This window comes from Prevotella merdae, from assembly GCF_900290275.1.
In the GTDB taxonomy this organism is placed as follows: Bacteria; Bacteroidota; Bacteroidia; order Bacteroidales; family Bacteroidaceae; genus Prevotella; species Prevotella merdae.
Map to the genome: position 1 here is coordinate 110,467 of NZ_LT985325.1, position 23,937 is coordinate 134,403.

Genomic DNA, 23,937 nt, shown 5'->3' on the forward strand with positions numbered 1-23,937 from the left:
TGTTTTTATTCTTAGTGTGCAAAGTTACAATATTCGCTTTATATGACAAAATATTATACACGTGTTTTTTTGCTTCTTTAGGAATATAAAGTGGCAGAATTACCAATCATTATTTTGTTATGCCAAGGTTTTTTAGTATGTTTGCAAAAATAAACAAACAATAAACATCTATTATCATAAAATGAGGAAATTGTCATTTTTTATATCTGTGGCTGCGGTCATGGCGCTTGCCACTCCAGCTTGTGCGGCCAGTGTTAAGGCTGCCAAGGGCAATACAAAGCAAATGGCCAAGCACATGGCCCTACAGCGAGAGGTTGGTCTGCGTTCTATAACAGAGGATGCAGCACGTGCTCATGTATATTTTCTTGCCGATGACTTGCTTGAGGGACGTCGTGCCGGAGAGCGAGGCTCGCGTATTGCCAAGCAATACATCATATCACAGATGCGACAGTTGGGTCTGAAACCTATGCTTGGCAATTCGTATGAGCAACCATTTGAGGCTTGTGGAGTGCAGAGACTAAAGCGTGGTGCGCGCTTTTTTGTTGAAGCCGATTCGATAGCCGAGATTAAGAAACAGGTGCATCAAACCTTGCATCTTGGCAATGTGCTTGCAGTATTGCCAGGAAAGAAAGCCGACGAGATGGTTGTGGTAGGTGCTCATCTCGATCATGAGGGTATGTATCCCGACCTTGAGGGCGACAAGATATACAATGGAGCTGATGACAATGCATCGGGTGTATCGGCAGTTCTGCAAATAATGAAGGCGTTTGTGGCGAGTGGTGTACAGCCCGAGCGTACCGTGGTATTTGCATTTTGGGACGGTGAGGAGCAGGGATTGCTGGGCTCGCGCTATTTTACGCAGAACTATCCGCATATGGATAAGGTTAAGGGTTATCTCAACTTCGACATGGTGGGCAGCGGCACCGACAGCCCATACTTGATGTATTTCTTCACAGCCTCGCATCCAAAGTTTGGCGAATGGCTTAAGGAGGATGTGGCAAAGTATAAGTTTGGATTTGAAACCGATTATCGCTCATGGGACTATCCGGTTGGAGGTAGCGACCAGGGTTCGTTTCATCTCAAGGGCGTGCCTATTGTGTGGTATCACACAGGAGGTCAGCCTCATTACAACTTCCCGTCGGATGAACCACAAACCGTAAATTATCCTAAGCTCACCGACATTAGCCGTGCCTCGTATCTTACGGCGTGGAGATTGGCTAATGAGGCCGAGTATTAATAAACCAGGAATATCCAACATTCTGGGTGATGTGGCAATTGCGCAAGGCATATAACCTCAAATCTGAAGCACTCTTCATTGGCTGAAAATCCATTTGTTTGCAATCAAAAGTGTGTTTGACAGCAATCAAAATTATATTTGACAGCAATCAAAGCTTCGTTTGATAGCAAGCATAGGAGTATTTGACAGCAATCAAAGATTAAACTTATACGTTATCAGCGCCTTGTTTAGGCGATAGAAAGACTTAAACAACATAGATGAGAGTGAGTCAATATTAAAGAGAAGCGGGCTGAAAGCCCAAATTGCACTTAGCCCAGGGCACGCCCTGGGTAAACGGACGTTATAAATAATACGCCCTGTAAGGGCAAAAGCGTTCATTATCAACGCTTTTGCCCTTACAGGGCGCTTTGTCATTTTATGCATTATACCCAGGGCGCTGCCCTGAGCTAGGTGCTTCTGCCCCTTCGGGGCGTACCTCTTACGGTTTTGGGCACACTACTCTTGAATCTAACATCATTATTCCCAACGCTCAGCAAAGTCGCTTGATGGAGACAATAAATATATAAAAGCAGCTGTTTTCTGTCAATTTGTCATGTAAATATCCACCTTCTCTACGGTTTGCTGACATTTTGTCGTGTTTTTTCTTCGTGGAATATAGTTTGCGTTATTCATATCGAAAGCCGTCGGCACACCGCATGGTTGCTGATGGTGCATTAAGCTACACATTATTATATATAATGATAATGCGAAACGAATAATTTAAGAAAAACAAAAAGAAGAAAGGAGAACCAAAATATGACATTCGACAAATTTACAATCAAAGCTCAAGAGGTTGTTCAAGAGGCTGTAAATATTGCACAGCGTAATGGACAGCAGAGCATAGAGCCGGTGCATCTCTTGAAGGGTGTATTGCAGAAAGCCAAGGATGTAGCTACATACATCTTCCAGAAATTAGGTGTCAATGCCACTCAGATAGACACCGTAGTAGATACTGAGATACAGCGTCTGCCGCGTGTTCAGGGCGGACAGCCTTATCTGTCTAATGATGCCAACTCGGTGTTGCAGCGTGCACAGGACTTCGCTACTAAGAATGGCGACGAGTTTACAAGTGTTGAGCCTATATTGCTCGCATTGTTGCAGGTCAACTCTACAGCAAGCCGAATCCTTAAGGATGCCGGTATGACTGAGGCGGAGACCGTTAAGGCTATCAACGAATTGCGTCAGGGACAGAAGGTACAGTCGCAGTCGGGCGACGAGAACTACCAGAGTCTTGCCAAGTATGCCAAGAACCTTGTTGAGGAAGCACGTCAGGGCAAGCTCGACCCAGTAATAGGACGTGACGAGGAAATTCGCCGTGTGCTCCAGATACTTTCACGTCGTACCAAGAACAACCCAATATTGATAGGTGAGCCAGGTACGGGTAAGACAGCGATAGTTGAGGGCCTGGCAGAGCGTATCGTACGTGGCGATGTGCCAGAAAACCTTAAGGACAAGCAGCTCTATTCGTTGGATATGGGTGCGCTTGTAGCCGGAGCCAAGTACAAAGGCGAGTTTGAGGAGCGTCTTAAGAGTGTTATTAAGGAAGTTACCAATAGCGACGGCCGCATAATACTCTTCATCGATGAGATTCACACTCTTGTTGGTGCCGGTGGAGGCGAGGGTGCAATGGATGCCGCTAACATCCTTAAGCCAGCACTTGCACGTGGCGAACTGAGAAGTATCGGTGCCACAACTCTCAACGAGTATCAGAAGTACTTCGAGAAGGATAAGGCACTTGAGCGTCGTTTCCAGACCGTAATGGTAGACGAGCCTGACGAACTGTCGGCTATATCTATACTTCGTGGTTTGAAGGAACGCTATGAGAACCATCACAAGGTACGTATTCAGGACGATGCATGTATAGCCGCCGTTAAGTTGTCTGAGCGATACATCTCTGACAGATTCCTTCCTGACAAGGCCATTGACCTTATGGATGAGGCTGCCGCAAAGCTGCGTATGGAGCGCGACTCTGTACCTGAAGAGCTCGACGAGATAACACGTAAGCTAAAGCAGTTTGAGATAGAGCGTGAGGCAATAAAACGTGAGAACGATACTGACAAAATAGCACAACTCGACAAGGATATTGCCGAACTGCGCGACCAAGAAAGTTCGTTCCGTGCTAAGTGGGAGAGCGAGAAGGCTCTTGTAAACAAGATTCAACAAGATAAGCAGCAGATAGAGCAACTCAAGTTTGAGGCCGAGCGTGCCGAGCGAGAAGGCAACTACGAGCGTGTGGCCGAGATACGTTATGGCAAACTGAAGCAACTCGACGATGATATCAAGAGTATTCAGAACCAGCTTAAGTCTACTCAGGATGGCAACGCTATGATTCGTGAGGAGGTTACTGCTGACGATATTGCTGAGGTTGTGAGCCGTTGGACTGGCATACCAGTAACACGTATGATGCAGAGCGAACGCGAGAAGTTGTTGCATCTTGAGGAGGAACTCCACAAGCGTGTAATTGGTCAGGAAGAGGCAATCAAGGCTGTAAGCGATGCTGTAAGACGTTCGCGTGCAGGTTTGCAAGACCCGAAGCGTCCTATTGCCTCATTCATCTTCCTTGGTACAACTGGTGTAGGTAAGACAGAGCTTGCAAAGGCTTTGGCAGAATATCTCTTCAACGACGAGACGATGATGACACGTATCGATATGAGTGAGTATCAAGAGAAGTTTAGCGTTAGTCGTCTTATCGGTGCGCCTCCAGGATATGTTGGATATGATGAGGGCGGTCAACTTACCGAGGCTGTGCGTCGCAAACCATACTCAGTAGTGTTGTTTGATGAGATAGAGAAGGCTCATCCTGATGTGTTCAACATCCTCTTGCAGGTATTGGACGACGGTCGTCTGACCGATAACAAGGGTCGCACAGTAAACTTTAAGAACACCATCATCATCATGACCAGCAACCTTGGCAGTCAATATATACAGGGTCAGTTTGCCGGTATTACACCTCAGAACCGCGACCACGTAATAAGCGACACTAAGGAGAAGGTAATGGAGATGCTTAAGAAGACTATCCGTCCAGAATTCCTTAACCGTATCGATGAGACTATAATGTTCTTGCCACTTACCAAGCCAGAGATAGCACAGGTAGTGACATTGCAGATGAACGCAGTCAAGAAGATGCTCGAGCCTCAGGGATTTACATTGAATGTAACCCCAGCTGCCATCGACTTCCTTGCCGATGAAGGATTCGATCCAGAGTTTGGTGCACGTCCAGTAAAGCGTGCTATACAGCGCTACGTGCTAAACGATCTCTCAAAGAAGATTCTTTCGGACGAGGTTAAGCGCGAGCAACCTATCACTATCGATGCCGATAATGACGGATTGATATTTAAGAACTAAATAGGTACATATTATTGGGGTGTTCGTATCATTACGGACACCCTTTCTTATGTTCTTATGTCTTAAAATATTAACATGTACCCGTGTCTTCTGTTTTTTTATGTTTATCGGTTTTTGTTAAAGCCCTGACATATACTCATATAATATAATCCTTCCCGATAAAACTCCAGCTTGTATAACTTCAAATATCGGATGAACCTCTTTTATATGCAATAAAATATTAAAAACAACCAACCTTTCAGAATTATTTAGTAAATTTGCACGTGTATTGTCTTACAAGTGCCTGCTTAAGTGGGCTTGAAGGCAATGCAAAAGGCAAAGAAAACAAAATAAAAAAGAAAGATATACTAATATGAACGTTTTAGAACTAAGCGAACAAGAGATTGTAAGAAGACAGAGTCTTCAGGAGCTGCGCAACATGGGCATTGACCCGTATCCAGCAGCCGAGTTCCCAACCAACGCCTTCTCAGAGGATATCAAGAAGGAGTTTAAGGACGAAGACGAGAAACGCGAGGTGGTTATCGCAGGCCGTATGATGGGCCGCCGTGTAATGGGTAAGGCGAGCTTCGTGGAACTTCAGGACTCAAAGGGCCGCATTCAGGTGTATGTAACACGTGATGATATCTGCCCTGGCGAGGATAAAACTCTTTATACCACTGTGTTCAAGCGTTTGCTCGACATAGGCGACTTTATCGGAATCAAGGGTTATGTGTTCCGTACACAGACAGGTGAAATTTCTGTACACGCACAGTCGCTCACTCTTCTATCGAAGAGTTTGAAGCCGCTGCCTATTGTTAAGTATAAGGATGGTGTTGCTTACGACAAGTTTGACGACCCAGAGTTGCGTTTCCGTCAGCGTTATGTAGACCTTGTTGTAAACGATGGTGTTAAGGAAACCTTCCTTCAGCGTGCTACTGTAGTGCGTACACTTCGCCGTGTGCTCGATGAGGCTGGATATACAGAGGTGGAGACACCTACATTGCAGTCAATTGCAGGTGGTGCTTCTGCCCGTCCTTTCATTACACACTTCAATGCTCTTGACCAGGATATGTACATGCGTATCGCTACAGAGCTTTATCTAAAGCGCCTTATCGTAGGCGGTTTCGAGGGTGTGTACGAGATTGGTAAGAACTTCCGCAACGAGGGTATGGACCGTAACCATAATCCTGAGTTCACATGTATGGAGCTTTATGTTCAGTATAAGGACTACAACTGGATGATGTCGTTCACCGAGAAGTTGCTTGAGACTATCTGTATTGCCGTAAATGGTAAGCCAGAACGCGAGATTGACGGCAATATCGTTAGCTTTAAGGCACCTTATCGTCGTTTGCCTATCCTTGACGCAATTAAGGAGAAGACAGGCTTTGACTGCAATGGCAAGACCGAGGAGGAGATTCGTGCATTCTGCCTTGAGAAGGGTATGGACGTAGACGAGACAATGGGTAAGGGTAAGCTTATCGACGAACTCTTTGGTGAGTTCTGCGAGGGCACATTCATTCAGCCAACATTCATTACCGACTATCCTGTTGAGATGTCGCCTCTAACAAAGATGCACCGCTCAAAGCCAGGACTTACAGAGCGTTTCGAGCTTATGGTAAATGGCAAGGAGCTTGCCAATGCCTACTCAGAGCTTAACGACCCTATTGATCAAGAGGAGCGTTTCATCGACCAGATGAAGCTTGCCGACAAGGGCGATGACGAGGCAATGATTATCGACCAGGACTTCCTCCGTGCTCTTCAGTATGGTATGCCTCCTACATCAGGTATCGGCATCGGCATCGACCGTCTTGTTATGCTTATGACAGGCAAGACATACATTCAGGAGGTATTGTTCTTCCCACAGATGAAGCCAGAGAAAAAGATGCCTCAGAGCTCTATCAAGGAGTGGGGCGAGCTTGGTGTACCCGAGAATTGGGTATACGTTCTGCGTAAGGCTGGCTTCAACCTTATTGCCGATATACGCGACCAGAAGGCTCAGGGCTTGCAGCAGAAGATTGGCGAAATAAACAAGAAGTACAAGCTTGGTTACGACAAGCCATCGGTAGACGATATCCAGAAGTGGATTGACGGTGCTGCTACAGCAGAAACTGCTGAATAATAGATATACTTTATAGGGGAAGTGCCGAATATACGGCACCTCCTCTTTAGTCTTAAATTTGAAAGACAATAAGACAAATGTATAATATCGGGAAAATTGCAATCATTGGTGGAGGTAGTTGGGCTACAGCTATTGCCAAGATTGTGGTAGGACATACCCACCACATTGGGTGGTATATGCGCCGTGACGACAGTATAGAGGAGTTTAAGCGCCTAAGCCATAACCCGAATTATCTCACGAGTGTACACTTCAACACCGATGAGATATTCTTCTCGAGCGATATCAACCGCATCGTTGAGGCTTATGATACCTTGGTGTTTGTTGTACCATCGCCTTACCTGAAGAATCACCTCAAGAAACTAAAGACCCGTCTGCGCGACAAGTTTATTGTTACGGCTATCAAGGGTCTGGTACCCGATGATAATATTGCTTGCTCTGAGTTCTTCCATGAGGTGTATGATGTGCCCGATGAGAACCTTGCTTGCATCGGCGGTCCGTCGCATGCAGAGGAGGTGGCTCTAGAACGTCTGTCATATCTAACAGTGGGATGTGCCGACCAAGAAAAGGCACATGCTTTCTGCGAAGTTCTTGACTCAGAATTTATCAAGACAAAAACCTCGTCCGACGTTATTGGTATTGAATACTCTTCGGTGCTTAAGAACGTATATGCTATTGCCTCAGGCATTTGCAGCGGACTGAAATATGGCGACAACTTTCAGGCTGTGCTCATATCAAACGCAGTGCAGGAGATGTCGCGATTCCTTACAGCCATCAATCCAATAGATCGCAGTGTATACGACTCTGTGTATCTTGGTGACTTGCTCGTTACCGGCTACTCCAAGTTCTCACGCAACCGCACCTTCGGTACAATGATAGGTAAGGGTTACAGTGTGAAGAGTGCTCAGATAGAGATGGAGATGATAGCCGAGGGATTCTTCGGAACCAAGTGTATGAAGGAGAAGAACCGACACCACCACGTTAATATGCCAATCCTCGATGCCGTATATAATATATTGTACGAGCGTATAAGTCCGCAGATTGAGATAAAGCTGCTCACCGACTCGTTCAGGTAATTAAATCTATGGGCTATGGGACAGAGAGACGAAAAGGACAAAATGAAAACACGCAAGGAGAAACTTGCAGGGTATTTTTATGATTTGTCGAAATTGATATTTACAGGCTTGGTGTTAGGAGGAATAGTCCCCGTCTTTACTGATGGAACATATACTCCTAAGTTATGGATATTAATTGCTGGAAGTATTGCTACATATCTCACAGCATTTTTTGCAAATAGAATTTTAAAGTATTAGCATAATGGAAGCATTAGGATTAATTTTCACAATAGTAATATTGGTAGTAGGAAGTCTTCTTGCTTGGACTTATACCAAGTCTGGAAAAGAGTGGCTCAAAAACTTGTAACATAATGGAAGGATTAATATTTTCATTAGTTATAGTTATTGTTGGCAGTATCCTTGCCTGGACCTACACAAAGAAGGGTGAGGAGTGGCTGAAAAACCTATAAACAAATAAATAAACTAAAATATAACCATTAAAAAAAAATAAGACATGAAAAGTATCAGCTTAGACATTACAAAGGCTGCCCAGTTCCTCTCAGAGGGCGCAGTCAAAGCTTATGAACCACAGGTTAAGGCTGCTCAGGAGGCTCTTGAGAATGGCACATGCCCTGGCAACGACTTCCTCGGATGGCTCCACTTGCCATCTTCTATCACTCCTGAGTTCATCGCCGAACTTCAGAGCGTTGCAAATACTCTGCGTGAGAAGTGTGAGGTTGTGGTTGTTGCAGGTATTGGCGGTAGCTATCTAGGTGCACGTGCCGTTATTGAGGCTCTTGGCAATTCATTTGCTTGGCTCGTTCAGGACAAGAAGAACCCGACAGTAGTGTTCGCTGGTAACAACATCGGCGAGGATTACCTCGCTGAGCTTACAACATACCTCAAGAACAAGAAGTTCGGTGTAATCAACATCTCTAAGTCGGGTACAACTACCGAGACTGCTCTCACTTTCCGTCTGCTTAAGAAGCAGTGCGAGGACCAGCGTGGCAAGGAAGAAGCTAAGGACGTAATCGTTGCTATTACTGACGCTCACAAGGGTGCAGCTCGTGCTGCCGCTACAAAGGAAGGCTACAAGACATTCGTTATTCCTGACAATGTAGGTGGCCGTTTCTCAGTGCTTACACCTGTTGGCTTGCTGCCTATCGCTGTTGCAGGCTTCGACATCACAGCCCTCGTTAATGGTGCTGCCGATATGGAGAAGGCTACAGGCAAGGATGTTCCGTTCGACGAGAACCCTGCTGCTATCTACGCTGCCGTTCGCAACGCTCTCTATGCAGAGGCAGGCAAGAAGATCGAGATTCTTGTAAACTATCAGCCTAAGCTCCACTTCATGAGCGAATGGTGGAAGCAGCTCTATGGTGAGTCAGAGGGTAAGGACGGCAAGGGTATATTCCCTGCATCTTGCGACTTTACTACCGACCTTCACTCTATGGGTCAGTGGATTCAGGAAGGCGAGCGTTCTATCTTCGAGACAGTTATCAGCATAGAGGCTCCTGAGAAGAAAGTACTCTTCCCACACGATGACGAGAACCTCGACGGTCTAAACTTCCTTGAAGGCAAGCGTGTTGATGAGGTAAACAAGATGGCTGAGCTTGGCACACGTTTGGCTCACGTAGATGGTGGTGTTCCAAACATCCGCCTTTCTGTTCCTCAGCTCAACGAGTACTACCTTGGTCAGGTTATCTACTTCTTCGAGATTGCTTGCGGTATCAGCGGCAACATCCTCGGTGTAAACCCATTCAACCAGCCAGGTGTTGAGGCTTACAAGAAGAATATGTTTGCTCTGCTCAACAAGCCAGGATATGAGGCTGAGAGCGAGGCTATTCAGAAGCGTTTGGCTGACGAGAAGTAAAAATAACTCTAACACGATAATACGTGAATCTATATTAATGAAAAACGGACTGCTCATATAATGCAGTCCGTTTTTTATTCGATAAATTGAAGTCTTACCCACAGCTTCTCCTCAATAGGGAAGGGTTGTGGAAAAGGCAGTATTATGAGATATAATATGATTAAAGATTTGATATTGGCATACAAGCTACAGCACGGCTATAGCAAGTTTGAGCCACGTTGTGTGCTATTTGATATGGATGGCGTGCTATACAATTCAATGCCAAACCATGCTGTAGCTTGGCATGAGGCTATGAAGCAGTTTGACATCCATTTTACAGCTGCCGACTCTTATGCAACAGAGGGTGCTCGCGGTGTAGACACTATACGCAAGTACGTACTTCAGCAGAAAGGTAAGGAGATAACACCGGAGGAAGCACAACGCATGTATGATGTCAAGACCGACATCTTCCACCATATGCCCGTTGCCGAGATATTCCCTGGGGTTATAGATATAATGCAGATGATTAAGTCGGCTGGTCTTACCATTGGCGTTGTTACCGGAAGCGGACAGCGCCCTTTGATACAACGCTTACTTACCGACTTTGATGGATTTCTTACCGAAGACCATATTGTTACAGCCTACGATGTGGAGCGTGGCAAGCCAAATCCCGATCCTTATCTTATGGGATTGCACAAGACAGGCAACAATGAGCCATGGCAAGGTATTGTTGTTGAGAATGCTCCACTTGGAGTGCGTGCGGGTTCGGCAGCCGGATGTTTTACAATAGGTGTAAATAGTGGACCGCTTCCCGACTCGGCTCTTGCTGATAATGGAGCAGATATAGTGCTTGGACAAATGACCGAGCTATGTGATTTATGGGGAGAAATAATAGAAGCAGCTGAATAAAAAAAATTCATATCTTTAAATACTTACACTATCTTGTACGTCGGGCAATCACTGCTCGACGTTCCATGTTTTTTATATGCCGATAGCAATCTTCGTGCTCTTTAGTTTGCCGTTGCTGTCAGCACATTTCTTTATATATATGCCCTTTTGCTGTGGCTCGCCATTAAGACGTTTTCCGTCAAGGTTGAACCAAGTTGTGGATATAATATAATTTGTGCTTATGCCATTTACACTCAACTCGGTGTTGCGTTTATGGCTAAATACCCAATTGAGTCGTTCTTTGGTGTAGCTTTTCTTGCATGTGTCTTCGTGCGACCATCCTTCTTCTGTTTCAAAGCGGTATTCGGCATTGTAGGTATCCATGTCTGCAAGAAAACTTTCTACTGTTGGTATTTTCATCAGTCTATCGGCTGTTCCCATTACGGTGAATAATGGTGTTTGGGCCACATTCTCTGCATTAAGTCCTGACGGATTGCCGGCTACAGGCATAGCGGCTGCGAAGAAATTAGGGTATAGACTCAACATATTCCAAGTACCAGTGCCACCCATAGAACCACCAAAGATATAAACATTGTCGGCAACGCCACGGTCTACAAATGTTTGAAGCATAGCCTTCACTGTAACGAGCATATCGCCTATCCATGACTTGTCTTTAGCACATTGCGGCACAACCATAATAGCTTTGCGGTTGTTTTGTGTGAGCCATTCTGTTATGTAGTTGATGCCTGGTTCTTGCAATTGGGTTTCGTTATCATCGCCCTTGCTTGATCCGCCGTGCAGATATATTATAAGTGATGCTTTGTCACCAATTCCAGGTATTGAAGCCTTGCGATAGGGTAGGGCTGTTCCGTCTGTTGCTGTAAACGACTCCTTAGAGAAAGAAGTCTGAGCAATTGCCCTGTCGACGCAGCCAAGCGCCAACAGAGCCGAAATCAAAAATCTAATTATTATACTCATTTCTACTATACAATTCTTAATTGAAGATTGTCTTTAAAAAGGAAAAGCATTATTACCTTCTTGGCATTCTTGCTCTTGCATGTCTTTTGTTAGCCAAGCGGTTGCGCATTTGTTTCTCTATCTCGTACACACGCTGTATTTGTCGTTGTGTAAGGAATGTAGAGTAGCGCTTGTAGTATTTGGCACGAAGGTCAAGTATTTTTTGACTGCGTTCAAAGTCTTGCTTTGTCTTGGCTTCTGCCTGAGCATCCGTCATCTCACCTTGCTGTCGCTTGCCAGCTCTAGGACCGATGGCCCATAACTCCTTCATATAGTTGCAATATTCGGTGGTGAACTTGGCGCTTGTCTCATCATCCAATGCCAGTTTGTTACATATATGTCGGGCTTGTGTCTCGGCAAGTTGCTCACGTGTCATGCGTTGACGTTCGGTTTTCTGAACACCTGGTTTTGTGTGCTGTGCATTTACTATAGTAGACGAAATTGTCATCATGCACATAACCATAAATAATCTTAATACTAACTTTTTCATAATTCTATAAATTTTAAAACAACTATTCTTTAATTCAAACTTGTGAAAACATCATCTTGATAGATGTTTATAAGAGCATTTTGGTCATCGTCGTCGAGATTGTTGAAAGCCTTCTCTACAGCAGCCATATTATACTGTTCCTTTTTAGCGTCATCACCTTTATTGTTAATTGTTGTGCTTATACCGAAGAACAACAGCAGTGATACGGCTATAGACAGAACCGACATTGTAATGATGCGTGCGTGTTTGTTCTTTCGCTCGCTTGGCAATGAAGCCTTGACCTCTTTCTCCAATTTATCAAAGAAATTGTCAGGAGTGGTGTAGGGCATACGCTTGCCTATTTGGTTGAAGTCAAATTTCTTTTCCATAATTATCTCTATTTCGTTGTTATATTGTTTTAATGTACGCGAACATATTATATATAATATGCTTCGGGTCATTATTTATTCATAAATGCTTCTATTTTCTGTTTGGCAGTATGATAATTGACCTTGGCACTTGCCGGTGTCGAATGCGTTATCTCGGCTATCTCTTCATACTCCAGTTCGTCATAGTAGCGCAAGTTAAATGTTGCCTGCTGTTTGGGTGGAAGCGAGTGTATTGCTTGCTGAAACTTAACAGCGATAGCATCGTCGAAATCAACGTAGTTGTCGGCTTCTATATTGCCTATGGTATGGGCAGATGTAGTGTCTATTGAGCAAGTGTCCGATCGCCTTGAGTTTATCAGTCGTAGTGCTTCGTTGGTGGCAATGCGGTATACCCATGATGTAAGACTGCATTCGCCTCTGAACTTGTCTATCGATCGCAACACCCTAACAAATACTTCCTGTGTTACATCCTCGGCATCATCGTGACTCACAACCAGACGGCGTATGTGCCAATATACTGGTTCGCGGTATCGTTGCATAAACATGGTGAACCCACGTTGCATGTCATGCCTTAGAGCGTTTAATATGTTATTATCTGTCGTTGTTTTATTCATTGTTACTTGTTGTATCGTTGTGTATATTGACGTTTCTTGCGTCGTTCTGTTTATTTGACCTGGCTAAATGGCAAAAGTAAAATTTACAGTGAAAAAAATATTTAGTTGCCTACAAATGTAATAAAAACAATTAATCCTCGTTACTATAATAAACAATGATTGCAAACTTTAAAATTGCCTATGAAACATTTTACCCCTGAAGACATCAAGCCGTCTGAAACGACGCTTAACATTATCCGGCAGATAGCCTACACTTATCGTGTTGCTAAATCGGCTGGAGCAAAAGGCAATGTGTATTGCCTTAACTAAAGTGACAACAAACCTAACAACAACTTTAAACATAATAGCAGAACATATAGAAATGGAGACTCTTATTTCCCCCTCGTTGCTTTCAGCAAATTTTCTCGATTTGAAGTCGGATATCGAAATGATTAACAACAGCGAGGCCGACTGGTTGCACCTCGACATAATGGATGGCGTATTTGTGCCCAATATTTCTTTTGGCTTTCCAGTTATTAACGCATTGGCAAAGGAATGTAAGAAGCCGCTTGACGTACATCTTATGATTGTGCATCCGGAAAACTATATAAAGCAAGTTGCAGCTACGGGTGCCATGATGATGAATGTGCACTACGAGGCATGCGTGCATTTGCATCGTACCATTCAGGAGATACATGCAGCAGGAATGAAGGCGGGCGTAACGCTAAACCCTTCTACACCTGTGTCTATGCTTGCCGACATTATCAACGATGTGGATATGGTGCTCCTGATGAGTGTAAATCCAGGTTTCGGTGGACAAAAGTTTATTCCTCATTCTGTAGAAAAAACTCGTCAGCTGCGTAGACTCATAGACAGTACAGGCAGTAATGCTCTTATCCAGATAGACGGAGGTGTAAATGGCGAGACTGCCAAGTTGCTTGTAGAAGCAGGTGCCGATGTATTAGTAAGTGGCAACTACGTTTTCAAGTCGGAAGACCCGATTGCAACTATACACGGTCTGAAAACAATTCGTAGATAGTATATATTAACTTGTACAAAGGACATTATGTCGGATTTTATGCTTACCTTTGTATAATATTAATATGTATTATCCGACATAAATAACTTATGCATACAAGAGAAGAAAAACTTAAGGCTTTCGGTCGTCTGTTGGATGTGCTCGACGAATTGCGCGAGAAATGTCCATGGGACCGAAAGCAGACCAATGAATCGTTGCGTCCTAACACAATAGAAGAAACATTCGAATTGTGCGACGCTCTGATAAAGAACGATGAGCCAAACATCTGCAAAGAACTTGGCGATGTCCTTCTGCATGTGTGCTTCTATGCCAAGATTGGTCAGGAGAACGAGCAGTTTGACATTGCCGATGTGTGCAACAAACTTGTTGACAAACTTATCTTCCGTCATCCGCATGTCTATCATCCTTCACAGGTTGGCGTGCCAGAACCAAAGCCATTGCCATATGGTGAGGATATTGACGAGCAAGACACATCAGAAGAGGTAAAGACAGCGCAGCAGGTAATAGAGAATTGGGAGCAGATTAAATTGCGCGAGAGAGACGGCAACAAGCGTGTTCTCTCTGGAGTGCCTAATGCTTTGCCTGCACTAATCAAGGCTTATCGTATACAGGATAAGGCACGCAATGTTGGATTTGATTGGGAAGACAAAGGTGATGTGTGGGGAAAGGTGCGTGAGGAACTTGGCGAATTGGAAGCCGAGATTCGAAAGGAAGATAAAGAACGTTCTACCGAAGAGTTTGGCGACTTCCTTTTCTCGCTCATTAATGCAGCACGTCTGTACAAGATAAATCCTGACACGGCTCTCGAGAAAACCAATGCCAAGTTTATAAACCGCTTCAACTATATTGAGGAGCATTCTATCCGCATCGGAAAACCACTTAAGGATATGACTCTCGGCGAGATGGATGCATTATGGAATGAGGCTAAGGCTCAGGAAAAGAAGTAATAACTAAATCAGAACCATTATGAAACACGTTGCAATGCTTTTTGCATCCATTTTGCTTATGGCATTAGTTGGATGCAATGCCAAGAAGGAAAAGCCACAGCCTTTGGCTGAGGCTCATGAGGAAATAGTAGACACAACTGTCTATGGAGTTTGTGGCGACGGCACATCTATGCACTCGCTCCAACTTGTAACCGATGCCGGTGATACTCTGACATATACCATTCTTGATGCTGAAGCCGATTTGGATGGCGAGGTTTCGGGTGGAATTGTCTCAAATGTAGAGGGCGGACTTATGTCAGGTGACAAGGTGGCTGTAACTGGAATGAAGATTGACGGCGAACTGATTGCCAATCGTGTTATAAATGTTACATCACTCTTGGGACATTGGACAAGTCTTGACAAGAACTTCGAAATAGAGGAGGGTGGCACTGTTCGCTCAAATGTCAAGGCCGAAACAAACCCTTGGACATCGTGGAAGATACTTAATGGACAGCTGTTGCTCAATCGCGACACTTTCGACATAACATCACTTGGAGCCGACTCGCTTTATATTGAGAATCAAAAAGGCATATACATTTTTAAGCGTCAGAAATAAATGGAGCCATTCAAGATACACATTCTCGGGTGTGGCTCAGCCCTCCCGACACTCAGACATAATCCGTCTGCACAAGTTGTGGAGCTTCGTGGCAAACAGTTTATGATTGATTGTGGCGAGGGTACACAGACGCAGATGCGTCGTTCTCGCATTGGTTTCAACAAGGTTGTGGCTATATTCATCAGTCATATTCATGGTGATCATTGCTTTGGACTTATTGGCATGCTCTCGTCTTTCGGATTGCTCGGACGCACTATGCCTCTTGCCATATACGCACCAAAGGAATTTAAACCCGTGCTTGACATGATGCTTAAAACCTTCTGCTACGACTTCGACTATGAGATACAGTTTCATGCTGTCGATACAACCAAACAACAGGTAATATACGAAGACCGCAGTCTTACGGTAGAGTCTATTCCGCTCAAGCATCGTTTGCCCACTTGCGGTTTCCTATTCCGCGAGAAGCCAACCTTGCCACATATACGCCGCGACATGATTGACTTTTATCATATACCAGTTTCGCAGATAAACAATATCAAGAACGGAGCTTCGTGGACTGATGAAGAAGGTCGTGAGATACCAAATTCGCGTCTTACAACTCCTGCCGATCCTGCTCGCAGTTATGCTTATTGTAGCGACACTTGCTATTTGCCGTCATTGCACGAGCGCGTTGCTGGTGTTAGTTGTCTTTATCACGAGTCTACATACATCACTGCAGATATCGACCGTGCCGAGATGTACTATCATAGTACAGCTGCACAGGCTGCACAGGTTGCTCGAGATGCTAATGTGGGTCGCTTGCTTCTTGGACATTATAGTTCTAAATACGACGATGAGCAGCAGTTGCTTAAGGAGGCTCAAGAGGTATTTCCTGAGTCGCAACTCACTGCTGAAGGTATGACAATCGACCTTAAGTGATGTTGTATTATATTACACTTTCGACCGTAAATGCTAAATATTGTTAAGTGTTCATGGTCGAAAGTGTTTCGTTAAAACAACTTGTCGAAAAAATGTATATCTTTGCATCATATAGATGTAAATGTATAAGTGCAACAAAAACCGAACGATATGGTAAAATATATACTCTCATTATTTCTTTTGACTGCCTTTGTGGCAACAATGCCGCTTAAAGCATCAGCAAGCCGTATGGCTGAGATAGAGCTTATCGACAACAACGACTTCAATAAGGTTGTTATTACCCTTAACGGCTCTAATCTGCGTGTTACGGGTGCTGAGGGTATGACGTTGTGTATATACAACATTGCTGGTGGACAGCCTGTGATGAAGGCAAAGGTTGAAAGTGCTGACAAGACGTACGACCTTACACTTCCAAAGGGAGTGTACATAGTACAGGTTGGCAATAAGGCTACAAGAAAGATTGTTATCAAATAAAAAAAACAGTAGTCAATTTCGAATACTGCAAAAGTGAACATTCATAAGATTTTTATATTGTTTCTTCTCCTGGTAGGAGTGTTTAGCTCATGCCAAGAGAAGGAATTTCGTATTCCCATAACTCTCGAATCGTTTGCTGATATGGCAGACGTTAAGTATCGTGTTGACGCCGACTTGCTTAGCGAAAGTCTGCGTCATGTTGTCTTGGCAGATACCGATCGTGAGACTCCTGATATTCAAGCTCGTCGTCATTATCTTGATGGTGGACAGCTTGTATGGGTCACTCGTAATGGCATCTCGTCAAAAGCAGATACTTTGCTTACATATTTAGCTACGGTAGACAGTATAGGCTTTTCATCCGAAAAGTTTTGCTACTCTTCTTTAAGTAGCGACCTCCAACGGGCACGAGATCTTGATTTCGATTCCGACAAGGATAGTCGTAATAATATAAATAAGGTGTATGCTCGTTTGGAGTATCGTCTTACAAAGGCTTTCTTGCGATATGTCGAGGGTATGCGTTTTGGTTTTGTCAATCCATACGATGCCTTCAATCGTCTTGATGTGCGTGACAGTAGTGGTGTTTACACATCTTACCGTTCGTTGTACGATGTTCCTACAAAGCGACCTGATGCCAAGTTTGTATCTGAGGCATTTGCTGTAATGGCTGGCAATGATAAGGCTGTAGGCACTTTTCTGGCTGCATCTCGTCCTGAGAATCCTCTTTATCATGTTTTTTATAAACGTTTACACGAGTCACTTTCTACTGCAGAGCGTTGTCTTGTGCTTTGTAATATGGAGCGTAGCCGTTGGCGTCATGGCAACTATCCGCAACAACATAAGAAGTATGTGCTGGTCAATGTTCCGTCATTATATCTTGTTGCCACTGATGGCGACGAGCATCTCACCATGCGTATAGGTTTTGGTAGCTTGAAGACAAAGACACCGTTGCTGACAAGCAAGATAAAACGAATGGACTTTAATCCGCAGTGGATTATACCTAAGAGCATCATCAAGACTTCTGTCAGGCACAATGCTGGCAATACAGCCTATTTTGACAGTCACGATTATTTCATACGCCAGCGTTCAACAGGTCGTGAGGTAGATCCTGCTACTGTTACAGGCGATATGTTGATGAGTTCAGACTATCTTGTGATACAGCGAGGTGGTGAGGGCAACTCGCTTGGACGTATCATATTCCGATTTGACAACGACTATTCTATCTATATGCACGACACGTCAAATCGTAATGTCTTCTCGCGTAGCAACCGTAGTGTGTCGCATGGTTGTATACGTGTAGAGAAGCCTTACGACCTTGCCGTCTTTATGCTTGCCGATAAGGACGAGTCGATGATGAAGAAGATAGATTATTCGATGACGGTCAAGTATGGTCGACATCGTACCGAGGACGACGATGTTAATAGTCCTATCAATCGTCGTATGATGCTTCGCAGCCTCAAGGTTGAGCCACAGGTTCCGGTGTTCATCACCTATTATACACTGTATCCTGATACTAATGGCACCCTTGTAAGGTATGATGATATCTATGGCTTCGATCCTGTTATATACCAGCGTATACAGAAGTATATGTAAATAGTCATTGCCAACTCACGTGAAGGAAGACAATTCGTCAATACAACAAATGGATATGACCGAGAAGCGCAAGCTTTTCGAGTCAATTGTTCCCCAGTACAGCGAGAAGTTGTATTGGGCGATACGTCGTATAGTGTTGTGTCACGACGATGCCAACGACGTGTTGCAGAATGTGTTTATTAAGGTGTGGAATGGCATTGACGATTTTAAGAATCGCTCTAAGTTGTCTACTTGGCTTTATCGCATTGCTGTCAACGAGGCTCTCGACTTTCTAAGGCGTAAGCGCAACGTGGCATCGCTTGATATTTCAGACAATATATCTGTGGCAGACAGCCTTGAAGCCGACCAGTATTTTGATGGCGACAGGGTTCAGGCATTGCTTCAAGAGGCAATAGCTTCACTGCCAGATGTACAGAGGGTGGTGTTCAACCTTCGTTATTATGACGAGATGAAGTATTCGGAGATAAGCCAGTTGCTCGACACTTCCGAAGGAGCTTTGAAGGCAAGTTATCATATTGCGGTGAAAAAAATAACTGCATTTATGAAAGAACATCAGTAATATTTCATTTTTGTTTTAAACCATTACGCTATACAAACGTCAAACATATAGAACTAATAAAGTAATTTGTATGGAATCTGATGAAAGATATATAGAATCATGTTTTGGCAAGAAGGCTCCTTTTACGGTGCCTGAAGGCTATTTCGACAACCTTACGCAAAACATAATGAATAGTGTTGAGGCTGCCGATAAGGTAGTGCCGCATGTACCAGAGGCAACTCAGCAGAATAAAGTCATAACAATTAATTGGTGGCACCGTTGTCGCCGTTATGCGGCAGTGGCTGCTTGTGTTGCTTTTATTGTGGGAGGTGTGTCGGTTTGGCAATTTAAGTCTACTGCAGATACAGGCAAGACACATATTGCAACAGCAACACATCACAGCACATATGATGCTTCGGCATACAATAGTGTGAGCGACGAGGAGATTAACTACTCTATGCTCGACAATCAGGATATGTATACACTTATGGCAAGCAACTGACGATTATGAGTTTAAGAAGATACATCATTTCAATATTGTTGGTATTGTGCGGCGTCTTAGCTATAGCGCAAGAACCAAAGAAGTTTGACCCGGCACAGTTCGAGGCAAACTTAGAGCAGTTTGTTGCTACAGAGGCGCGACTAACTCCTGCTGAGTCAGCCGAGTTTTTCCCTTTATACAGAGAGATGCGCAAAAAGCAAATGGCTTATTTCTGCGACCATCGTCGTTGGCATTATATTGATGAGGCTGACGACAAAGCATGTGCCGATGCTATACGCCGACTCGATAACAATGATCTCGAGATTAAACGTTTACAGCAAGCCTATCACGAGAAGTTCTTGCGTATTCTGCCTGCCTCAAAAGTTTATCGCATTATTAAGGCAGAGGACAAGTTTCACAGACAGCAGTTCAAGCGCATACATGCTAATGGCAAGCGACACCGTCAACATGGTGCCAATTAGCCTATTTTGTTTATTCAATAAGACTATTTGATAATAATGACCAGATATTTTGTGGTGTTTGCTTACGACGGCACCAACTATCACGGCTGGCAGATTCAGCCTAATGGCAATAGTGTACAAGAGGAACTTCAGAAGGCTCTCTCAATATTACTTCGTGAGAATATAGAGGTGGTTGGAGCCGGACGCACAGATGCAGGTGTGCATGCTCGCCGTATGACAGCACATTTTGAAACAGAACGCGCTGTTGATTGCGCTCAACTTACATATAAACTTGGCCGCTTATTGCCTCGCGATATATCAGTTTACGATGTATATCCTGTTGCCCCCGACATGCACGCGCGCTTTAGTGCAACGCTCCGTACATATCATTATTATGTGCACACACGCAAGAACCCATTCTTGCGTCATTATTCATGCCAGTTGCATTATGATCTTGATTATGATCTTATGAACAAGGCTGCGCAGCACCTTCTGCAAGTTGACGACTTTGGAGCTTTTTGCAAAGCACATGCCGATGTAAAGACAACGCTGTGTAATGTAACAGAAGCCCAGTGGATACGCGATGCCGATGACCAATGGCATTTCCGTATATCCGCCAATCGATTCCTCCGTAATATGGTGCGTGCTGTTGTTGGCACGCTGATAGAGGTTGGTAGACATCGTATGACGATAGATCAGTTTGATAAGGTTGTGGCAAGCGGAAGCCGTTCTAATGCAGGCGAGAGTATGCCTGGCAATGCGCTTTTCTTGGAGGATGTGCGCTATTAATATATATATATAATAAGGTATGTGGTTAATATTAGCATTTTGCTCAGCGGCGTTGCTGGGCTTTTATGATGTTTTCAAGAAATTGGCGTTGCGCGATAACGCCGTTTTACCAGTTCTCTTTCTCAACACAATGATATGTTCGTTGTTGTTTCTGCCCTTTATCTTGCTGTCTACTTATACTGGTGTGCTCGATGGCAGTACATTCTTTGTTGAGACTTGCGGATGGCACGAGCATAAGTACATCGTGTTGAAGGCTCTTATCGTATTGTCGTCATGGGTATTTGGCTATTTTGCAATGAAGAATCTGCCCATTACCATAGTTGGTCCTATCAATGCCACACGCCCCGTTATGGTACTTGTTGGTGCTATGCTTGTCTTTGGCGAGCGTCTTAACATTTGGCAGTGGTGTGGTGTGTTGCTTGCCATAGTGTCCTTCTTCCTTCTTAGTAGGAGTGGCAAGAAGGAAGGTGTCGACTTTAAGCACAACAAATGGATATTCTCACTTGTGCTTGCTGCGGTACTTGGAGCTGTCAGCGGTCTATATGACAAGTATCTTATGGCGCCACCCGACAATGGAGGAGTCGGTTTAAGCCGAATGGTTGTGCAGAGTTGGTACAATATCTATCAGCTTTTTATGATGGGTTTGACAATGCTTCTTATCTGGTGGCCCACACGCAATAAGACCACAAAGTTTCAGTGGCGCTGGAGCATCATTTTCATAAGTATCTTCCTTAGCATAGCCGACTTTGTCTATTTCTACGCCCTTAGTCTTCCGGGAGCTATGATTAGCATAGTGTCGATGGTTCGTAGAGGCAGCGTTGTTGTTAGCTTTTTCTGTGGAGCTGCTGTGTTCAAGGAAAAAAATCTACGCAGCAAGGCAGTTGATATGCTGCTCGTATTGCTCGGAATGATATTCCTTTATATAGGAACCCGATAAAAAGTAACAATCCAAACACGTTAAGTGTAGTTTTGTATGTATTTTGATACATGGTTGTTGCAAAATGTACACTCTAAATTGAAAGATGTAACAAATAATTGAAAAACTCTTTCAATTTAGAGTTTTTTCTTTGTCCGTATTGTTCTTTTCTCGATATAAAATCGTAACTTTGTAGCCAAATCGAAATATTCAAAGTTCAATATATTATGGCACGAAACATATTCAAAGGATTGGGTGTAGCCTTGGTGACACCATTTACAACCGAAGGAGAAGTGGACTACAAGGCTTTAAAGCGTCTTGTAGAGTATCTAATACAGAACGGTGCCGACTTCCTTTGTATCCTTGCAACTACAGGTGAGACTCCGTGTCTCTCTACCGACGAAAAGAACAAGATAAAGCAACTCGTTATAGATGTAAACCGTGGACGTGTGCCTATTCTTATTGGATGTGGTGGCAATAACACACGCGCTGTTGTGGAAGAGTTGAAGACTACAGATTGGACCGGTATTGATGGTATCCTTAGTGTTTGTCCCTACTACAACAAACCTTCACAGGAAGGTCTTTACCAGCACTTCAAGGCCATAGCCGAGGCAAGTCCGTTGCCAGTTGTGCTATATAACGTTCCTGGTAGAACCGGCATCAATATGAAGTCGGAGACAACAGTGCGTCTTGCTAATGATTGCGAAAATATTGTTGCCATTAAGGAGGCAAGTGGCAGTCTTGAGCAGGTAGACGAGATTATAAAGAACAAGCCCGATCGTTTCGACGTTATCAGTGGCGACGATGCCCTTACCTTCTCTATGGTGGCAAGTGGCGCTGCAGGTAGCATCTCTGTTATAGGCAATGCGTTGCCAAGAGAGGTGTCTCGAATGATTCGTCTTGAGTTCAAGGGCGAGTACGAGGGAGCACGCACTATACATCATCGCTTTACCGAACTTTATTCACTTCTGTTTGTTGATGGCAATCCTGCGGGTGTTAAGGCATTGTTGCACGAAATGGGCTTCATTGAGAACGTGCTTCGTCTGCCTCTTGTGCCTACACGTATCACCACTCTTCAGAAGATGACTGAGATTCTGAAGACATTGAAGATATAAAATCTTGCATAAGATAGTTGCTTTGAAACACGAAGCTCTAATATTTTTTATGGCTGGCATTGGTGCCGTTGCCTTGTTGCTGCTCAATGTATTTTACGGGGCGGTTAACATACCCATGTCTTCTGTGTGGAGTATCTTGTGTGGGGGCAGCGATACCAATGCCAGTTGGCGTTTCATCATACTCGAGTCGCGTTTGCCTCAAGCTGTCACAGCATTGCTTACTGGTGGCGCTTTGTCGGTATGTGGCCTTATGCTTCAGGCTGTGTTTCGCAATCCTCTTGCCGATCCTTCTATACTTGGCATTAGCTCAGGTTCGGGCTTGGGTGTAGCTCTTGTCATGCTGTTCTTTGGTGGAGGCATATCTATTGGTAATTTAAGCTTAGGTGGATTTGCTGCTGTATTGGCAGCAGCCTTCGTAGGGGCAATGCTTGTCACGCTGCTTATGTTCACGCTTTCGGGCATAATACGCAGTAATGCCATGCTGCTTATTGTCGGAGTGATGACAGGATATCTGTCGTCTTCGGTCATATTGCTGCTCAACTTCTTTGCTTCTGCCGATGGTGTAAGGGCATATATGTTGTGGGGAATGGGCAATTTTGCCAGTGTTTCTGCCGACCGTCTACCTGTATTTGCTACAGTGTCGGTAGTATGTCTTATTACATCTGTCATGCTTGTCAAACCGCTAAATGTACTTGTTCTCGGTCCACAATATGCTCGCAATCTTGGTATCAACACCCGACGGTTGCGCAATGTTATACTCTTAGTTACCGGATTGCTTACGGCTCTCACCACTGCCTTTTGTGGTCCCATAGCGTTTCTCGGTCTTGCTGTTCCACATATTGCCCGTCTGCTATTACGTACCGATGACTATCGCTTGCTTTTGCCTGCCACAATCCTTATAGGTTCTATTGTGGCTTTGCTGTGCAACTTTGCTTGTGTGCTTCCGGCTGATGGGGGAGTGATACCGGTTAATGCAGTAACCCCTATTGTAGGAGCTCCGGTTATAATATATATAATGTTAAGAAAACATCTTTAGATAATTAAAGACTAATTACAGCCTAAATTAAGGCTGAACATATAATAAAGACTAATCAC

At 44.2% G+C, this 23,937-nt stretch carries 25 protein-coding genes; 21 read left to right on the forward strand and 4 right to left on the reverse strand.

Features of this window, described 5'->3' with window-relative positions; genetic code table 11:
* Positions 1-181 precede the first annotated feature (181 nt).
* From C9991_RS12765 to C9991_RS12795, 7 genes are all read left to right on the forward strand, one after another.
* Complete coding sequence (locus tag C9991_RS12765; RefSeq protein ID WP_198643819.1) at positions 182-1,237, forward strand: M28 family metallopeptidase; 1,056 nt, start codon at positions 182-184, stop codon at positions 1,235-1,237.
* A 795-nt stretch (positions 1,238-2,032) separates the two neighbouring features.
* Positions 2,033-4,621: an ATP-dependent chaperone ClpB gene (clpB, locus tag C9991_RS12770; RefSeq protein WP_106812919.1), complete on the forward strand. Its 2,589-nt coding sequence runs from the start codon at positions 2,033-2,035 to the stop codon at positions 4,619-4,621.
* Between the two features lie 352 nt (positions 4,622-4,973).
* Positions 4,974-6,719, forward strand: a complete 1,746-nt coding sequence (lysS, locus tag C9991_RS12775) for a lysine--tRNA ligase (RefSeq protein WP_106812920.1) — start codon at positions 4,974-4,976, stop codon at positions 6,717-6,719.
* A 77-nt stretch (positions 6,720-6,796) separates the two neighbouring features.
* Positions 6,797-7,792 (forward strand): NAD(P)H-dependent glycerol-3-phosphate dehydrogenase, encoded by a 996-nt coding sequence (locus C9991_RS12780; protein ID WP_106812921.1) that lies wholly within the window; start codon positions 6,797-6,799, stop codon positions 7,790-7,792.
* A 15-nt stretch (positions 7,793-7,807) separates the two neighbouring features.
* The gene (locus C9991_RS12785) at positions 7,808-8,029 is read left to right on the forward strand and encodes a DUF6722 family protein (protein ID WP_106812922.1); all 222 of its coding nucleotides are present in this window, start codon (positions 7,808-7,810) and stop codon (positions 8,027-8,029) included.
* A gap of 256 nt (positions 8,030-8,285) precedes the next feature.
* Positions 8,286-9,644 carry a glucose-6-phosphate isomerase gene (locus tag C9991_RS12790; RefSeq protein WP_106812923.1) on the forward strand — a complete coding sequence of 453 codons (1,359 nt, stop codon included), beginning with the start codon at positions 8,286-8,288 and terminating at the stop codon, positions 9,642-9,644.
* Between the two features lie 156 nt (positions 9,645-9,800).
* Entirely contained in the window at positions 9,801-10,532 is a 732-nt protein-coding gene (locus tag C9991_RS12795) for an inorganic diphosphatase (RefSeq protein WP_106812924.1), read from the forward strand.
* A gap of 72 nt (positions 10,533-10,604) precedes the next feature.
* Here C9991_RS12795 and C9991_RS12800 read toward each other — a convergent pair whose 3' ends face one another.
* From C9991_RS12800 to C9991_RS12815, 4 genes are all read right to left on the reverse strand, one after another.
* On the reverse strand, positions 10,605-11,489 hold the full coding sequence (locus C9991_RS12800; RefSeq protein ID WP_157949471.1) for a carboxylesterase family protein: 885 nt from the start codon (positions 11,487-11,489) through the stop codon (positions 10,605-10,607).
* A gap of 52 nt (positions 11,490-11,541) precedes the next feature.
* A complete protein-coding gene (locus tag C9991_RS12805) occupies positions 11,542-12,018 on the reverse strand; it encodes a hypothetical protein (protein ID WP_157949472.1) in 477 nt (158 codons plus the stop codon).
* A gap of 29 nt (positions 12,019-12,047) precedes the next feature.
* Positions 12,048-12,386 (reverse strand): hypothetical protein, encoded by a 339-nt coding sequence (locus tag C9991_RS12810; RefSeq protein ID WP_157949473.1) that lies wholly within the window; start codon positions 12,384-12,386, stop codon positions 12,048-12,050.
* 71 nt (positions 12,387-12,457) lie between these two features.
* Positions 12,458-13,000: an RNA polymerase sigma factor gene (locus tag C9991_RS12815; protein ID WP_106812928.1), complete on the reverse strand. Its 543-nt coding sequence runs from the start codon at positions 12,998-13,000 to the stop codon at positions 12,458-12,460.
* A 180-nt stretch (positions 13,001-13,180) separates the two neighbouring features.
* Here C9991_RS12815 and C9991_RS17180 point away from each other — a divergent pair, with 180 nt between their 5' ends.
* From C9991_RS17180 to C9991_RS12880, 14 genes are all read left to right on the forward strand, one after another.
* Entirely contained in the window at positions 13,181-13,309 is a 129-nt protein-coding gene (locus C9991_RS17180; RefSeq protein ID WP_255414801.1) for a hypothetical protein, read from the forward strand.
* A gap of 52 nt (positions 13,310-13,361) precedes the next feature.
* On the forward strand, positions 13,362-14,018 hold the full coding sequence (gene rpe, locus C9991_RS12820; protein WP_106812929.1) for a ribulose-phosphate 3-epimerase: 657 nt from the start codon (positions 13,362-13,364) through the stop codon (positions 14,016-14,018).
* An 89-nt stretch (positions 14,019-14,107) separates the two neighbouring features.
* The gene (gene mazG / locus C9991_RS12825; RefSeq protein WP_106812930.1) at positions 14,108-14,965 is read left to right on the forward strand and encodes a nucleoside triphosphate pyrophosphohydrolase; all 858 of its coding nucleotides are present in this window, start codon (positions 14,108-14,110) and stop codon (positions 14,963-14,965) included.
* 19 nt (positions 14,966-14,984) lie between these two features.
* Positions 14,985-15,560 (forward strand): lipocalin-like domain-containing protein, encoded by a 576-nt coding sequence (locus C9991_RS12830; protein ID WP_106812931.1) that lies wholly within the window; start codon positions 14,985-14,987, stop codon positions 15,558-15,560.
* A complete protein-coding gene (locus C9991_RS12835; RefSeq protein ID WP_106812932.1) occupies positions 15,561-16,478 on the forward strand; it encodes a ribonuclease Z in 918 nt (305 codons plus the stop codon). It begins immediately after the preceding gene.
* Between the two features lie 150 nt (positions 16,479-16,628).
* A complete protein-coding gene (locus tag C9991_RS12840; protein WP_106813131.1) occupies positions 16,629-16,952 on the forward strand; it encodes a T9SS type A sorting domain-containing protein in 324 nt (107 codons plus the stop codon).
* Positions 16,953-17,093: 141 nt separating this feature from the next.
* The gene (locus tag C9991_RS12845; protein WP_106813132.1) at positions 17,094-18,542 is read left to right on the forward strand and encodes a L,D-transpeptidase family protein; all 1,449 of its coding nucleotides are present in this window, start codon (positions 17,094-17,096) and stop codon (positions 18,540-18,542) included.
* Positions 18,543-18,591: 49 nt separating this feature from the next.
* Positions 18,592-19,101, forward strand: a complete 510-nt coding sequence (locus tag C9991_RS12850) for an RNA polymerase sigma factor (protein ID WP_106813133.1) — start codon at positions 18,592-18,594, stop codon at positions 19,099-19,101.
* Between the two features lie 70 nt (positions 19,102-19,171).
* Complete coding sequence (locus tag C9991_RS12855) at positions 19,172-19,582, forward strand: hypothetical protein (protein WP_106812933.1); 411 nt, start codon at positions 19,172-19,174, stop codon at positions 19,580-19,582.
* 5 nt (positions 19,583-19,587) lie between these two features.
* On the forward strand, positions 19,588-20,043 hold the full coding sequence (locus tag C9991_RS12860; RefSeq protein ID WP_106812934.1) for a hypothetical protein: 456 nt from the start codon (positions 19,588-19,590) through the stop codon (positions 20,041-20,043).
* Between the two features lie 36 nt (positions 20,044-20,079).
* On the forward strand, positions 20,080-20,811 hold the full coding sequence (gene truA, locus C9991_RS12865) for a tRNA pseudouridine(38-40) synthase TruA (RefSeq protein WP_106812935.1): 732 nt from the start codon (positions 20,080-20,082) through the stop codon (positions 20,809-20,811).
* A gap of 19 nt (positions 20,812-20,830) precedes the next feature.
* A complete protein-coding gene (locus C9991_RS12870; RefSeq protein ID WP_106812936.1) occupies positions 20,831-21,748 on the forward strand; it encodes a DMT family transporter in 918 nt (305 codons plus the stop codon).
* A gap of 206 nt (positions 21,749-21,954) precedes the next feature.
* Positions 21,955-22,842 (forward strand): 4-hydroxy-tetrahydrodipicolinate synthase, encoded by an 888-nt coding sequence (dapA, locus tag C9991_RS12875; RefSeq protein ID WP_106812937.1) that lies wholly within the window; start codon positions 21,955-21,957, stop codon positions 22,840-22,842.
* Positions 22,843-22,864: 22 nt separating this feature from the next.
* A complete protein-coding gene (locus tag C9991_RS12880) occupies positions 22,865-23,878 on the forward strand; it encodes an iron chelate uptake ABC transporter family permease subunit (RefSeq protein ID WP_438269209.1) in 1,014 nt (337 codons plus the stop codon).
* Positions 23,879-23,937: the final 59 nt, after the last annotated feature.